This is a genomic window from Streptomyces sp. NPDC059003 (assembly GCF_042740445.1).
In the GTDB taxonomy this organism is placed as follows: Bacteria; Actinomycetota; Actinomycetes; order Streptomycetales; family Streptomycetaceae; genus Streptomyces.
In genome coordinates this window covers 1-14,541 of sequence record NZ_JBHYJH010000202.1, presented here as the reverse complement: position 1 = coordinate 14,541, position 14,541 = coordinate 1, and the positions used below count along the sequence as shown (strand labels likewise).

Here is a 14,541-nt window from a genome sequence, read left to right as displayed (position 1 = left end):
GGCCCGGAGGGCCGAAAGGGGGCCCGCTCAAGGCGCCCCCGCCAGCGTCAGCACTCGTAGCGGGTGACGTGCTTGAACGAAGACGTCGCGCCGTCGAAGCCGTAGGTGCCGCGGTACGCGGGTGGGTTCTGGTACTCGCCGACGATCGTGATCGTCGACGCGCACGAGCCCTGGCCCGCCCGCTTCGCGTCGAGGCGGAGCGTGTCGCCGAGGTGGCCGCCGGTGAGGTCCCAGGGGGCGCCGCAGATGCCGGAGGTGATCTGGCCGCCGGTGACGACGTGCGGGTAGGTGTTGGGGTTGTACTTCACCTCGATGGCGAACGTGACCTGGCCGTTGTGGAGCGTCAGCGCGCACTGCGCGGAGACGGCCTCCGCCGAGACGTCCATGGGCGCGGCGAACGCCTCGTCCCGCGTCTTGACCTCGGCACCCTGCGGGTTGAAGAAGCGGTGTTCCGCGCGGGTGGCCGCCTTCTGCTTGCGTGCCTGTGTGGTCATGGGGCCCTCCCTCAGGCCAGTTGTTCCGCGACCTCGACGCGCAGCAGCGCCCGGACGTTCTCGATGTGGTTGATGACGGTGACGGTCGACGAACCGGCGAAGAGCAGCCCGAGCGCGACGTTGTCCAGCGAGGTGACGAGGGAACCGGAGTCGCCGCCCGCGGAGATGTTCGTCGTGAGGATCTGGTCCTTGAAGCGGGCCGTGCCCGCGGTGCCGTAGTTGACGTCGATCGTCGCGTCGACGGAGATGATCCGGCCGAAGCTGATGTTCGTGGTGCGCCCGGACTTCTTGACGGTGTCGCCGACGGCCACCTTGGCCTTGCGCCGCCAGGCGCGCGGCGCCCCGCTGAAGTACTGCTCGCGCGTCGCGTCCTGGAAGTCGACGGAGCCGAGGGCCGCGTCGACGACGTTGTTGTGCCGGTCCAGCGGGATCTGCGGCGCGAACTGGATGGTGATGAAGCGGTCCAGGGTCGCGATGCGGTCCGCCGGGTCCTGGCCGCCGTCGAACACGCCGGGCTGCACGATGGCGCTGCCGGACTGGGCGCGGTTGGAGTCGGCGAGCACGTGGTTGTTGGACAGGATGTAGAACTTGGCGGGGACGCCGAGCCCCGCGCCGGGCGGGTCGACGGTGGCGCCGGGCAGGAAGTCGTACACGACGCTGCCGAGGGTGCCCGCGGTGACCCGTACGTTGCCGACGGAGAAGCCCGAGGGGCACGGCCGCATGCGCCGCTTGAGCAGCTGCGGCTCGAACGCGGCGGGGCCGATGCGCTCCTCCAGGGACGGCTGGCCGATCCCCGCGAGCTGTTCGGAGATCCGGCCCTCGCCGTCGAAGGCCAGCGGCGAGCGGTCCTCGGCCCGCGCGGACCTGCGCTGCTGCTGGCGCTGGGCGGCCACATGGCCGACCGCGATGATGTCCGTGGGGGTCCCGTCGTCCATCTGACGCGGAATCACATCCCGTTCGGGTAGCAGCGACTCGGGCACCTTCTGGGCGACGAACACCAGGACGGCGGGCTCGCCGGTGGGCTGTCCGCCGACCCACTTCACCCCGTGTCCGAAGCCGACGACGTTGGCGAGCGGCTCCTCCCGCCGCAGGAAGTCGGACAGCGCCTGCTGCCGCGAACTGTCGGTGAGCGTTCCGCCGGTGGGTCCTCGCATCAATTCGGACTGGCGCACGCCAGACCACCCCTTCCTGAGCCTTTCCCTGGTGAGGGTTCGGGTGCCGGACCGTGTCTCAGGAGGTGCCCTGCGCGTCGACGTCGCCGATCGCGAGCACGCGCACGGGGATGCCTTCGAGCGTGTCCGGAACCACGTCCTCGTCCCGGAGCCGGTCGCGCGGCACCCGGCGGGTGACGAAGACGATGATCACGTCCGTGCCCGAGCGGTCGTCTCTCCCCAGTCCGACCCCGGTCACATGGGCCAGCTTCATCAGCCGGTCCTCGTGCAGGTGGCGTGCCCGGTGCGCGTCCACTCCGGCTCGCCTCCCCGCGTGGGTGATGCAGGTAGGGGATGTCTATTGCGGGGGACACCGACGGTCAAGGCGTGCCGCGCGAAATCATGGCTTTACAGCCGGTCCGCGTCTGTTGACCTTGTTTACGAAGTCCCTTCCGACCAGTTACGCGCGCGTCACATTCGCACGCCCGTTCTCAAGTACGCAGGTACGAAGCCCCGTTGACGTCCAGGACCGTGCCCGAGGACCACTCGGCCGCCGGGGACGCCAGCCACAGCACCGCCGCCGCGATCTCCTCGGCCGTGCCCGCGCGCCCGAACGGGCTCTGTGCCCGGATCGCCGCGCCCTCGGCCCCGCTGAGCCGGTGCGCCACGCGTTCCGTCTCGAAGAACCCGGGCGCCACCGACGCCACCGCGATGCCGTGCGGCGCGAGCGCCACCGCCAGGGACTGGCCGAGCGCGTGCACGGCCGCCTTCGTCGCGCCGTACGCGGGGTGGTCCGGCTCGCCGCGGAAGGCGCCGCGCGAGCCGATGTTCACGATCCGGCCGCCCGTGCCCTGGCCGATCATGCGGTGTGCGGCGAGGTGGCTGAGGTTCGCCGTGGCGAGCAGGTTGACCGACACGTGCTGCTGCCACAGCGCGGTCCAGTCCTCGTACGACGTGGTGGCGGGCGGGTGCGGCAGGTTCACGGCGGCGTTGTTGACCAGGACGTCGATGCCGCCGAGCGCGTCGGCCGCGCGGTCGGTGACGTCCCGCGCGCCCTCCGGGTCCGACAGATCGCCGCCCACCAGGGCGTGGCCGTCCCCGGCCAGCGAGTCGAGCGTGTCCCGCGCCTCCTCCTTGCGCGACCCGAAGTGCACCGCGACCCGGTCGCCGTTGTCCGCGAACGCGCGGGCGAGGGCCCGGCCGAGCCCTCGCGAGGCGCCGCTGACGAGGACGCGGCGGCCGGTGCTCGGCAGGGTCGTACGGGATGTCATACGGGATCTCCTGAGGGCTGACGGAATCACGGGCTGACGGCGCACGGAATGAGGTGCTCCGGAAGCTGACCGCCGAAGTCGGACGGCGTTCAACTGCCGTTTATACGTGAGCGGGAATCTGTCGCCGACAGCAGCCCGGTCGTAGCCGCCCCCCTCGCACCCGCCGTCGTCCGCTCCCTCAGGAGAAACCATGTCGTCGCTCACTCGCAGGGACTTCACCAGACGATCCGCCGCCACCGGGGCGGGGATCGCGCTCGCCGGCAGCGTCGGCGCGCTCGCCACCGCGCCCGGGGCCCTCGCCGCGCAGGAGACGGAGGAGGCCGGGGCCGACGGGCACGGCCACGGGCCCGGCTACGGCCCGCTCGTCCCCGACCCCGAGGGCCTGCTCGCGCTGCCCGCCGGGTTCTCGTACCGCGTCCTCACGCACAGCGGCCGGACCAAGCTGGAGACCGGCGAGTTCACGCCGTCGAACCACGACGGCACCGCCGCCTTCGCCGGGCCGCGCGGGGTGACGCTGCTCGTCAACAACCACGAGCTGAGCGGCCCCCGCTCGAAGTGGCCGCACCCGGTGCCGCTCACCGAGGGCCTGGTCTACGATCCGGCCGCGTCCGGGGGCTGCACGGTCGTCGAGGTCCGGCGTGGCGGACACGTCGCCGAGTGGGTGGGCGTCGCGGGCACCGCCACCAACTGCGCGGGCGGCTCGACCCCGTGGGGCACCTGGCTGACCTGCGAGGAGACCGAGGACAAGGCCGGCACCAACGGCATGACCAAGGACCACGGCTACGTCTTCGAGGTCGACCCCCACGACCGGCGCGCGAATCGTGACCCCAAGCCGGTCAAGGCCCTCGGCCGGTACGCCCACGAGGCCGTCGTCGTCGACCCCAAGCGGGGCCATCTGTATCTGACGGAGGACGCGGCCGGGCCCAACGGCCTGTTCTACCGCTGGACCCCGCCGGACGGCTTCCGGCACGGCCGCGGCAGGCTGCGGGCCCTCGCCGACGACGCGGGCGTCCTGAAGGCCCCCAAGTGCTACGACTCCGGGGGTCGGTTCGTCGACGACCTGTCGCGCGCCACGAAGATCGGCACGGTGTACGGCGTCGACTGGGTGGAGGTCCCCGACCGCGACGCGCGCACCGTCCCGGTGCGCAAGCAGTTCGACCTCGGCGCCGTCACGCGCGCCCGCAAGCTCGAAGGCATGTGGTGGGGCGACGGCGGCGCGTACATCGTCTCCTCGTACGCCCGCGCGGAGAGCCCCGGAGTGCAGCACGACGGGCAGGTGTGGTTCTACCACCCGGGCCGCCGGACCCTGACCCTGAAGGTCCGGCTGGGCGTGAACGCCGACCCGGACAAGGACGGCGCGTTCGACGGCCCGGACAACATCACCGTCTCGCCGTACGGCGGCCTGATCCTGGCCGAGGACGGCGACGGCGTCCAGCACCTGTTCGGCGCGACGGAGCGCGGCCGCACGTACCCGATCGCCCGCAACGAACTCAACGAGGGCACACCGGAGAAGCCCTCCTACAGCGAGTTCACGGGCGTCACGTTCTCGCCGGACGGCAGGACCCTGTTCGCCAACATCCAGACGCCCGGCATCATGTTCGCGATCACGGGTCCGTGGCGGCGGGTGCGCAGCTGAACGCCCTTACGTCGTCGGCGCGTTGACGGCCCGGACGGACTCCTTGCCGATCAGCGCGTACCACCCGGAGGCGTCGGCGGCGAGCGCGGCGGCCGTGTCGTCTAGCCGCCACTCCCTGAGGCGCTTGCCGCCGCGCAGCGACAGGGCCCGGCACACGCGGCCCGCGGTGGCGTAGACGGTGGCGCCGCCGACGGCGGGCGGGCACTGGGCGGTGGCGCCGAACGGCGCCTCCCACAGCGTTCTGCCGTCGTCGGCGACGTCGACGGCCGCCAGCGTTGTGGGGTCCGTCCAGTGCAGCAGGACCCCGTCGGCGGTCACGGGGGCGGGTGCGCCGCCGGGGCCGCGCCGCCAGCTGGCGGTGAGCCCGGCCGTGGGGTGCTGCCACAGCTCCTTGCCGTCGTCCGGGTCGAAGGCGATGAGCCGCCCGCCGCCGAGCACGAGGCCGGTGTCGGCCACCCGGCCGACGGCGGTCGTGCCGCGCCCCGCCGCGATGCCGAGCCCGCGGCGCGCCAGCTGCTTGCCGTCGCGGACGCCGATGAGGTGCAGCTCGCCCTCGTCGGTCACGAGCGCGAACCGCGGCCCGCGCCCGCCGCGTTGGGGCAGCGTCGCGGGAGCGGCCACCGCCCGCGCGTCGGAACCGAGTCCCTTGTACGTCCACCGCGTGGCGCCCCTGTCCGCGTCGACGCACATCGCGCCCTCGTCGAACGAGCCGGGCTGCGCGGCGAGCAGCAGCGCCGAGCCGTGGACGGCGGGCCGGTGCCAGTCCGGCACGTCCTTGCGCGTCACGGCGGAGCCGCCCGCGGGCAGCGTACGCAGCCGCAGCTCGAAGTCCGTGCTGCCGACGGCGCCCAGCGTGACGAGCCGCCGCCCCGCGACCGCGTACCAGCGGGTGGTCCCCGGCCAGGCGTTCTCCACCGGCCAGGGCTTTCCCGTACGGAGGTCGGCGGCGCCCGCGAGGACGTCGGGCGCGATGAGGAGGTCGTCGACGACACCCCACATCCGGGGTGCGGCGTCCGAACCGCCCTTCTGCTGCCAGCGCGAGGTGCCGTCGGTGGCGTGGACGGCGTGGACCGTGCCGCCGAGGGCGCTGTCGGGGCGCGGGCCGTGCACCAGGACCGTGGTGCCGGTGAGCAGCATGCCGTCGAGGCCGCCGCCCGCCGCCGCGAGCGTCAGCGTCCACCGCGTGGCGCCCGGTGCCTTCCGCCCCGTGGACAGCGCCAGACCGTCCGCGTCCGCGGTGTCGTCCGGCCGGCCGGACGAGGTGCTGATGGCCCATCCCGCCAGCGCCGCGAGCCCCCCGCCTCCGGCGAGGAGTGCGGAGCGCCGGGTGAGGGTGCGGCGGCGGTGGTGGGTGGGGGCGGCAGGGGCGGGCTTTTGGGTTGGGGTTGGGGTTGGGGTTGCGAGGGTGGGCTCTTGCAGCGGGGTTGGCGATGCGGTGAGGGGGCTGGTGGTGTGCGTGGACTCGGCGATCAGTGACCGCAGGGGCTGGTCCCGCCACCACAGGGGTGGGTTCGGGTGGGTGGTCGCGGTGAGGGCGGCCGTTGCCGTGGGGCGCCGGGCCGGGGTCCTGTGCAGGCACGCCGTGATCAGCTCGCGGAGGCCCTCCGTCTCCGGGACGGCGGTCAGGTCCGGGTCCTCGTGGGCCGCGCGGTAGAGCAGGACCGCTACCGGGCCCGTGCCGAAGGGGTGCTGGCCCGTCGTGGCGAAGGCGAGCACCGCGCCCAGCGCGAACACGTCCGTCGCCGGGCCCACTTCGGTGCCGAGGACCTGCTCGGGCGCCATGTAGCCGGGCGTGCCGAGCATCGCGCCCGTCGCGGTCAGCGGCCCCCGGGCGTGGTCGCCTGTGGCGCGTGCGATGCCGAAGTCGATGACGCGGGGACCGTCGGCGGTGAGCAGGACGTTCGACGGTTTGAGGTCGCGGTGGACGATGCCCGCGGCGTGCATGCCGGTCAGGGCCTCGGCGAGGCAGGAGGCCAGCGAGCGGGCGGTCGCGGGCGTGAACGGGCCGGTCTCCGCGACGGCTTGACGGAGTGTCACGCCAGGGAGGTAGGCCGTGGCGAGCCACGGCTGCTCCGCGTCCGGGTCCGCGTCCACCACCGCCGCCGTATGGGCCCCGGTGACCGCCCGCGCGGCGGTCGCCTCGCGCCGGAACCGCTCCCTGAAGTGCGGCTCGTCCGCGAGGTGCGCGTGCACCGTCTTGACCGCGAGGAGGCGCCCGCCGGGGCTGCGCGCCAGATACACCTGACCCATGCCGCCCGCGCCCAGGCGGGCCAGGAGCCGGTGCCGCCCCAGCGTGAGGGGGTCCTCCGGCAGGAGCGGCGTCGTCATCGGCGACGACCCGGGGCCCGGACCGTCCGGAGCGTGCCGTCGGCCAGCAGGTGGACCAGGCCGCCACCGGCCGCCGCCGCCCGCACCGCGCCGATCGCGTCCAGCTCCACCGCCCAGGCGGTCCTGCCGGTGCGGACGTCCAGGGCGTGCAGGCCCCAGCCGGGTCCGCCGCGCGTGCCGGGCTCGGGCCCCGCCACGTACGCGTACGCCGCCGCGGCACCCGTACCGCGCCCGGCGTCCTCGCCCCACGTGAGCAACGAGCCGTCGGACGCGGCCAGTTCGCTGACCCCCGACCGCGTCCAGCGGAGCCCGCCGCCCGCCTCGGCGTCGTACGCGCTGACGCCGTCGCCCGTCGCGACGAGCGCCAGACCGCGCACGGGACGCGGGGTGCGGGCGCCGATCCGCTCCGCGCGGCGGGTCCAGCGGACGCGGCCCGTGGCGAGGTCGACCGACCGGACGGCGGTCCGCGTCGCGTACAGGGCGGTGCCGCGCGCGCCCGGGTGGACGCCCGGACGGGCCGCGCCGTTGCGGACGGTCCGCTCCACGGTTCCGTCGTCGGCGCGCAGCACCACGAGCGGGCCGCGCGGCTCCTCGTCCGCGAGCCCGCCGCTCCGGTGCGCCGACGTGGCCACGGCGATGCGGCCGCCCGCCTGGTCCGTCCCGATCACTCCGGCGGCGTCCCCCTCGTGGAACCACAGGGCCCGATGGGTGCGGGTGTCGAAGCCGTAGGCCCGCCAGTGCCTGCCCCACGCGCTGCGCTGGGCCCACAGGGTGTCGTACGAGGCGTACGTCAGCAGGCACAGCACGTCGCCGCAGAGCACGAACGTGCCGTGGTCGCCCTCGAGGGCGCTCTTCGGGGCGTTGTAGTGGTACGGCTTGACCGCGCGCCGCGCGGGGTTCAGGACCGGGGTCGGGGACGTCCACACCTGGCGGCCCGTGGCGGCGCCGAGGGCGTGCACCTCCGCTTCGAACAGGTCGTCCTGCAGTACGTAGACCGTGTCGCGGTGGCGCTCCACCAGCTGGATGTTCCGCTCCGGGTACTCCCAGCGGACCGTGTCGGACCGGGCGTCGAGACAGATCAAGCCGTCCGCGCCGAGCAGATACAGGTCGTCGCCGCGGCGCAGCAGCGTACGGGGGTTGAGGTCGCCCACGTCACGGCTCCACAGGACGCGGCCCCGGGGCCCGCGCGCGGGCCGCCGCCCGCCGCGTCTGCCGTCGTCCCCCGTCAGGGCGGCGACGGCCACCGTGCCCGCGGCCGCCGCGGCCAGTGCGCCACCGCCCCACAGGAACAGCCGCCGACGGGCCGGGCCGGGCGCCGGAGTGTCGCTCAGCGGGGCGGTGACGGAGGGCTCCGGAAGGAGGCGGTCGGTCGGACGGGTACCCACGTCCCGTACGCCGTACGAGCTGCCGCCGCTCCCGCCGGACGAGGCATCCCCTTCGACGTCCGGCGCCAACAGCCGTGACACCTCGTCCTCGTGACGCCGTATCAGCTCGGCCACCGGACCCCGCTCCCACCACGGCGCGGTCGCCGTCCGCTGCCCGCACCAAGTGAGGACGTCCGCGACCGTGGGCCGGTCCTCGGGGGTGCGGGCGAGGCAGCGGGTGAGGAACGTGCGCAGCACGGGGTCGGGTACGGCGTCCAGGTCCGGGGGCTCGTGCAGCGTGCGGTACAGGACGCGGGCCGCGCCGTCCGCGCCGAACGGGGCCCGCCCCGTCACGGCGAGCGCGAGGACCGCGCCGAGCGCGAACACGTCGGCGGGCGGCCCCGGCCGGGTCCCGTCGGCGCCGCGCGCCAGCTGCTCGGGCGCGATGAAACCGGGGGAGCCGATGGCCTCGTCGCTCGCCGTGAGGCTGTCGTCGGCCGCGCTCTTGGCGATGCCGAAGTCGAGGACCTTCGGCCCCGCCCGCGTCACGACGACGTTGGCCGGCTTCAGATCGCGGTGCACCAGACCCGCCGCGTGCACGGCGAGCAGCGCCTCCGCGAGCGCGGCGCCGAGCGCGGCGAGGTCGGCGGCGGACAGCGGGCCGTGCGCGGCGACGGCCTCCGTCAGGTCGGGGCCCGCACAGAACTCCGTGGCCAGCCACGGCCGTTCCGCGTCGGGGTCGGCGTCGAGCACGGCCGCGGTGAAGGGGCCGGTGACGGCCCGCGCCGCGGCCGTCTCGCGGCGGAACCGCTCGCGGAACTCCGGCTCGGTGGCGAGGTGCGCGTGCACGGTCTTCACGGCGACGGGGCGCCCGGACGCGGACCGCGCCAGGTGCACCCGGCCCATGCCGCCCGCGCCGAGCCGCGCGACGACGCGATAGCCCCCGATCGCGGCGGGCGTCTTCCGCATGGCCCCTGCCATACCGCCAGTCCCCTCCCCGGTCCGACCCCGGTCGACCCCCGGCTCGACCGAACAGAGCGACGCCTTCCGGGCATCGTACGGTTGCGCCCCGGAAAAACCCTTGGCGCCCGAGAACCCCTTCTTCCTAAAGTGATCCATGTCCAGGTGCGCAGGCAGGACTTACTTCCGCTGCTAACGGGGAGGTCGCGGGTTCGAGTCCCGCCACCGGCACTTCAGGCCGGTGTAGCTCAGGGGCCAGAGCACCAATGTCAGTTCCGCCGCCTCAGATCTCTGGACACCTTCAGCATTTCCGGGGGAATTCATCATGGCCCGATTCAACGTCAAGGCCACCAAGGCACTTCTCACCTCGCCCGTCCGCTCGACCGGCGAGATCACCCGCACTCACGAGGGCGGCCGGGGACATCTCCGGGACGCCCGCTCGGAGCTCTTTCTGCTCGCGGTCGCGAATTTCGTGACGCAGAAGACGTATTACGAGAGCGGGGAGGCCCGCGACGACCGGTTCGCCGCGCTCGTGCGGAAGCTCGCCGTCGAGGACCCCGAGTGGACCGCGGGCCTGCTCGGCTGGCTCCGCGGCGACGGCAACATGCGCACGGCATCGCTGGTCGGCGCCGCCGAGTACGTACGGGCGCGCCTGGAGGCGGGCGCCACCGAAGGACCCGCCAACCGCCAGGTCGTCGCGTCCGTCCTGCGCCGCCCGGACGAGCCCGGCGAGCTGCTCGGCTACTGGACGGCGACGTACGGACGGACCGTGCCCAAGCCCGTCAAGCGCGGCATCGCCGACGCCGTACGCCGCCTCTACAGCGAGAAGTCGCTCCTGAAGTACGACACGGCGTCCAAGGGCTACCGCTTCGGCGACATCCTCAACCTGGTGCACGCCGCGCCCGACCCGGACAAGCCGTGGCAGGGCGACCTGTTCCAGTACGCGCTCGACCGGCGCCACCACCCGGAGACGGCCGTGGTGCCGGGGTCGCTGCCCGTGCTCGCCGCGCACCGCGACCTGATGGCGCTGCGCGTCGCCAAGCGGCGCCGCGTCGTCACCGGCGCGGGCGCGGCCGAGCGGCTCGCCGCCGCGGGCATGACCTGGGAGGCGCTCGCGGGCTGGCTGCAGGGGCCGATGGACAGGGCCGCGTGGGAGGCCGTGATCCCGTCGATGGGCGTGATGGCCCTCGTGCGGAACCTGCGGAACTTCGACGAGGCGGGCGTCAGCGACGAGGTCGCGGCGGGCGTCGCGGCGCGGCTCGCGGACCCGGCGGAGGTCGCGCGGTCGCGGCAGTTCCCGTTCCGCTACCTCGCCGCGTACCAGCACGCGCCGTCGCTGCGCTGGGCGTACCCGCTGGAGCAGGCGCTCGGCCACTCGCTGGGCAACGTACCGGCGCTGCCGGGCCGTTCGCTGATCCTCGTCGACCGCTCCGGGTCGATGTGGGCGCCGCTGTCGGAGCGCTCGCAGCTCGACCGCGCCGACGCGGCGGCGGTGTTCGGCACGGCGCTCGCACTGCGGGCGGCGGACGCGGACCTCGTCCAGTTCGGCACCACGAGCGCCGAAGTGCCCTACCGCAAGGGCGAGTCGGTCCTGAAGGTCCTTGAGCGCTTCGACAGCCTCGGCGGCACCGACACCACCGAGGCGGTGCGCCGCCACTACCGCAAGCACGACCGGGTCCTGATCGTCACCGACGAGCAGGCCGCGTACAGCCACCACGGCGACCCGACCGACCAGATCCCGGCGCACATCCCGGTGTACACCTGGAACCTGGCGGGCTACCGGACGGGCCACGGCGCGTCGGGCACGGGCAACCGCCATGTGTTCGGAGGGCTTTCGGACGCGGCGTTCCGCATGGTGCAGCTCCTGGAGGCGGGACGGGCGGCGGACTGGCCCTGGATCCGCTGAGGGCCGAGGCTCCACGGACGGAGACGGAGACGGAGACGGAGACGGAGACGGAGGACGAGGGCGCGTGCCGGCCGACCGCCGGCGCGCGCCCTCGCCCCTATCCGCGCGCTCGGGCATCTGTTCAAAGCCCGAACTGGTATCTAATATTTCAGTTCATGGACGCTCTACGGCCCGTGCGCCGCTCACTCCTCCGCGACCAGGCGTACGTGGCGATACGTGACGCCATCGTCGGCGGGGACATCGAGCCCGGCGCCGTCGTGCGCGACGTCGACCTCGCCGAGCTGCTCGGCCTGTCCCGGGCGCCCGTCCGGGAGGCGCTCGCGCGCCTGGCCGACGAGGGCCTGGTCGAGACGAAGCCGCAGAGCCGCACCCGGGTCACGCCGCTGGTCGCCGCCGACGTCCGCGACGCGGCCGCCGTGGTGCGCGCGATGCACGAACTGGCCGCGCGCGCCGCCGTGCCCCGCCTCGACCCCGTGCACATCGACGCGATGCGCGCGGCCAACTCCCGCTTCTCCGAAGCCGTCGCGTCCGGTGACGTGGCCGCGGCCCTCGACGCCGACGACGCGGTGCACGACGTGCTCGTGCACGCCGGCGGCAACCGCGCGGCCGCCGCCACCATCGCCCGCTACACCCCGCTGATCCGCCGCCTGGAGCGCCGGATGTTCGGCGCGGGCAGCCGGTGCCGCTCCGTCGCCCTGCACGACCGCCTGATCGACGCGTGCGCGGCGGGCGACACGGACGCGGCCGTGCGCGTCACCACGGAGATCTGGCGGGCGCTCGAGGAGCTCGCCGACGACGATCCGGGCGGCGGCCGCGGCGGCCGCGGCGACGCTCCGGGCGACGGCCGCACCGTCTGAGCCGACCGACCCATCTCGGCCGACCGGGCCGACCGGGCCGGCCGCACCACCTTCCCCACCCCCCCTTCTTCCCCAACCCCCCCTTGACCGACCGGAGATTGCCGTGCCCCTCGCCGCCACGCTCGACTCCTTCCCCCGCCACCCCCTCCTCTTCGGCCCCTCACCCGTGCACCGGCTCGACCGTCTGACCCGGCACCTGGGCGGAGCCGCCCTGTGGGCCAAGCGCGAGGACTGCAACTCCGGCGTCGCCTACGGCGGCAACAAGACCCGCAAGCTGGAGTACCTGGTCGCCGACGCGCTCGCCCAGGGCTGCGACACGCTCGTGTCGATCGGCGGCGTGCAGTCCAACCACACCCGGCAGGTCGCGGCGGCCGCGGCGCACGCCGGGCTCAAGTGCGTGCTCGTGCAGGAGAGCTGGGTCGACTGGTCGGACCCCGGTTACGACAAGGTCGGCAACATCCAGGTCAGCCGTCTCGCGGGCGCCGATGTGCGCCTGGTGCGGGCCGGGTTCGACATCGGCATCAAGGAGAGCTGGGAGCAGGCGGTACGGGAGGTCGAGGAGGCGGGCGGCAAGCCCTACGCCATCCCGGCGGGCGCGTCCGAGCACCGGCTCGGCGGGCTCGGCTTCGCGGGCTGGGCGGCCGAAGTCGCCGAGCAGGAGCGGCAGTTGGGGGTCTTCTTCGACACGGTCGTGGTGTGCTCGGTGACCGGGTCGACGCAGGCGGGCATGGTCGCGGGGTTCGCGGCACTCGCCGAGGACGAGGCGGCGGCGGGGGGACGGGCCCGGCCGCGCCGCGTGCTCGGCATCGACGCCTCCGCCGAACCCGCCCGCACCCGCGAGCAGATCCTCCGCATCGCCCGCTCCACCGCCGCGCTCGTCGGAGTACGCCGTGACATCGAGGCCGCCGACGTCGAGCTGGACGAGCGCTACCACGGCGGCACCTACGGCGTCCCCGACGAGGCGACCCTCGACGCGATGCGCGTCGCCGCCCGCACCGAGGGCATGGTCACCGACCCCGTGTACGAGGGGAAGTCGATGGCGGGCCTCATCGACCTCGTACGCCGCGGCGAGATCGGCCCGGACGCGACGGTGCTCTACGCCCACCTGGGCGGACAGCCCGCGTTGAACGCGTACAGCGGGCTGTTCGCCTAGGCCGGGCCGTCCGTCACCGGTCGCCCGTCGCCCCTCGCCGCTAGAGCGCCTGGGCGGCGGGCTTCACCATGCCGCGTACGGTGCGGGACTTCACGAAGTCGCCCATCGCCGTCATGTCCCACTCGCCGGAGAACTGGCGGATCAGCTTGGCCATCATCACGCCCGTCTGCGCCTCGGCGTTCGTCAGGTCGAAGCGGACCAGTTCCTCGCCCGTGGTGCCGTCGATCAGGCGGCAGTAGGCCTTCGCGACCTCCGTGAACTTCTGGCCGGAGAACGAGTTCACCGTGAAGACCAGGCCCGTGACGTCCTGGGGGAGACGGCCCAGGTCGACGACGATCACCTCGTCGTCACCGCCGCCCTCCCCCGTCAGGTTGTCGCCGGAGTGCTTGATGGCGCCCTTCAGGATCGACAGCTTGCCGAAGTAGCAGCTGTCGATGTGGTTGCGCTGCGGGCCGTACGCGATCACCGACGCGTCCAGGTCGATGTCCTTGCCGCGGAACGCGGGCTCCCAGCCGAGGCCCATCTTGACCTGGGACAGGAGCGGGCGGCCGCCCTTGACCAGGGAGACCGTCTGGTTCTTCTGGAGGCTGACGCGGCCCTTGTCCAGGTTGATCTTCCCGGCGCCGGGGGCGGGGGCCGCCGGGGCCGCGGGGGCCGCGGGGGGTGCCGGCGGGGCGGCCGGGGTGGTGACCGGCGGGGGCGGGCCCTGGACCGGGGGGCCGGACGGGGGCGCCATGGGGGCGGCCGGGGCCTGCGGCGGGGCGACCGGCGCGGCGGCGGGGGCTGCGGGCTCCTCGACGCTCACGCCGAAGTCCGTCGCGATGCCCGCGAGGCCGTTGGCGTACCCCTGGCCGACGGCGCGGGCCTTCCACGCGCCGTTGCGCAGATAGATCTCGACGATGACGAGGGCCGTCTCCGTGCCGAGCCGCGGCGGCGTGAAGGTGGCGAGTGCCGTGCCGTCGTCCGCGTTGCGGATGGTGGCCGTGGGCTCGATGCCCTGGAAGGTCTGGCCCGCCGCGTCCGGGCTGGCCGTCACGACGATCTTCTCGATGCCCGGGGGGACGGCGGTGGTGTCCACCGTGATCGCGTCCGGGGACGTGCCGCCGCCCGAGCGGTACGTCACGCCTGGGCCGGCGGGCTGGTTGTAGAAGATGAAGTCGTCGTCGGAGCGCACCTTGCCGTCGGCGGTGAGCAGCAGGCCCGATACGTCAAGCCTCACGGGGGCGGTGACGTCCACCGCCACGCGGGCCGCGGTCAGGGGGATGTTCGAGCCGGGGGTCATAGCTGTCATGCCTGGGGTAACGACCGGGGGTACTTTGCCGTTCCCTTACCTCGGGGGATTTTCCCCGGGCGGACCCTCGCGGGGGCGCCCCAGACCCGCCCCTTCCCGAACCAGGGGGCTCCGCCCCCTGGGACCCCCG

General features: G+C 74.1%; 11 protein-coding genes and 1 tRNA gene. 5 read left to right on the top strand and 7 right to left on the bottom strand.

Annotation, left to right across the window (positions count from 1 at the left end; translation table 11 throughout):
- Window positions 1–47: 47 nt before the first annotated feature.
- The 4 genes from ACFWZ5_RS39755 to ACFWZ5_RS39740 all read right to left on the bottom strand — a co-directional run bounded on the left by ACFWZ5_RS39755 (window position 48) and on the right by ACFWZ5_RS39740 (window position 2,916).
- The gene (locus tag ACFWZ5_RS39755) at window positions 48–494 is read right to left on the bottom strand and encodes a hypothetical protein (protein ID WP_384806120.1); all 447 of its coding nucleotides are present in this window, start codon (window positions 492–494) and stop codon (window positions 48–50) included.
- An 11-nt stretch (window positions 495–505) separates the two neighbouring features.
- Complete coding sequence (locus tag ACFWZ5_RS39750) at window positions 506–1,666, bottom strand: hypothetical protein (RefSeq protein ID WP_384806118.1); 1,161 nt, start codon at window positions 1,664–1,666, stop codon at window positions 506–508.
- A 58-nt stretch (window positions 1,667–1,724) separates the two neighbouring features.
- Entirely contained in the window at window positions 1,725–1,961 is a 237-nt protein-coding gene (locus ACFWZ5_RS39745; RefSeq protein ID WP_384806116.1) for a hypothetical protein, read from the bottom strand.
- A 175-nt stretch (window positions 1,962–2,136) separates the two neighbouring features.
- A complete protein-coding gene (locus tag ACFWZ5_RS39740; RefSeq protein WP_384806114.1) occupies window positions 2,137–2,916 on the bottom strand; it encodes an SDR family NAD(P)-dependent oxidoreductase in 780 nt (259 codons plus the stop codon).
- A 190-nt stretch (window positions 2,917–3,106) separates the two neighbouring features.
- On the opposite strand from ACFWZ5_RS39740, the gene ACFWZ5_RS39735 reads away from it, so the two are divergent.
- Window positions 3,107–4,552, top strand: a complete 1,446-nt coding sequence (locus tag ACFWZ5_RS39735) for an alkaline phosphatase PhoX (RefSeq protein WP_384806112.1) — start codon at window positions 3,107–3,109, stop codon at window positions 4,550–4,552.
- Between the two features lie 6 nt (window positions 4,553–4,558).
- Here ACFWZ5_RS39735 and ACFWZ5_RS39730 read toward each other — a convergent pair whose 3' ends face one another.
- Both ACFWZ5_RS39730 and ACFWZ5_RS39725 read right to left on the bottom strand, forming a co-directional pair.
- On the bottom strand, window positions 4,559–6,880 hold the full coding sequence (locus ACFWZ5_RS39730) for a protein kinase (protein WP_384892080.1): 2,322 nt from the start codon (window positions 6,878–6,880) through the stop codon (window positions 4,559–4,561).
- Entirely contained in the window at window positions 6,877–9,213 is a 2,337-nt protein-coding gene (locus tag ACFWZ5_RS39725; protein ID WP_384805704.1) for a protein kinase, read from the bottom strand. The genes ACFWZ5_RS39730 and ACFWZ5_RS39725 overlap by 4 nt, the downstream gene beginning before the upstream one ends.
- A 149-nt stretch (window positions 9,214–9,362) precedes the next feature.
- Between ACFWZ5_RS39725 and ACFWZ5_RS39720 the strand changes: the two genes are divergently transcribed.
- The 4 genes from ACFWZ5_RS39720 (at window position 9,363) to ACFWZ5_RS39705 (ending at window position 13,120) form a co-directional block, all read left to right on the top strand.
- A tRNA-Ser gene (locus ACFWZ5_RS39720) sits at window positions 9,363–9,432 on the top strand.
- A gap of 97 nt (window positions 9,433–9,529) precedes the next feature.
- Window positions 9,530–11,110, top strand: a complete 1,581-nt coding sequence (locus tag ACFWZ5_RS39715) for a TROVE domain-containing protein (RefSeq protein WP_384805706.1) — start codon at window positions 9,530–9,532, stop codon at window positions 11,108–11,110.
- Between the two features lie 155 nt (window positions 11,111–11,265).
- Window positions 11,266–11,967, top strand: coding sequence for a GntR family transcriptional regulator (locus ACFWZ5_RS39710; RefSeq protein WP_384892077.1), 702 nt, complete (start codon window positions 11,266–11,268; stop codon window positions 11,965–11,967).
- A 103-nt stretch (window positions 11,968–12,070) separates the two neighbouring features.
- The gene (locus tag ACFWZ5_RS39705; RefSeq protein ID WP_384806754.1) at window positions 12,071–13,120 is read left to right on the top strand and encodes a 1-aminocyclopropane-1-carboxylate deaminase; all 1,050 of its coding nucleotides are present in this window, start codon (window positions 12,071–12,073) and stop codon (window positions 13,118–13,120) included.
- 40 nt (window positions 13,121–13,160) lie between these two features.
- Here the strand turns inward: ACFWZ5_RS39705 and ACFWZ5_RS39700 are convergent, their stop codons facing one another.
- Window positions 13,161–14,402, bottom strand: a complete 1,242-nt coding sequence (locus ACFWZ5_RS39700; RefSeq protein ID WP_384806756.1) for a TerD family protein — start codon at window positions 14,400–14,402, stop codon at window positions 13,161–13,163.
- Between the last annotated feature and the right edge of the window lie 139 nt (window positions 14,403–14,541).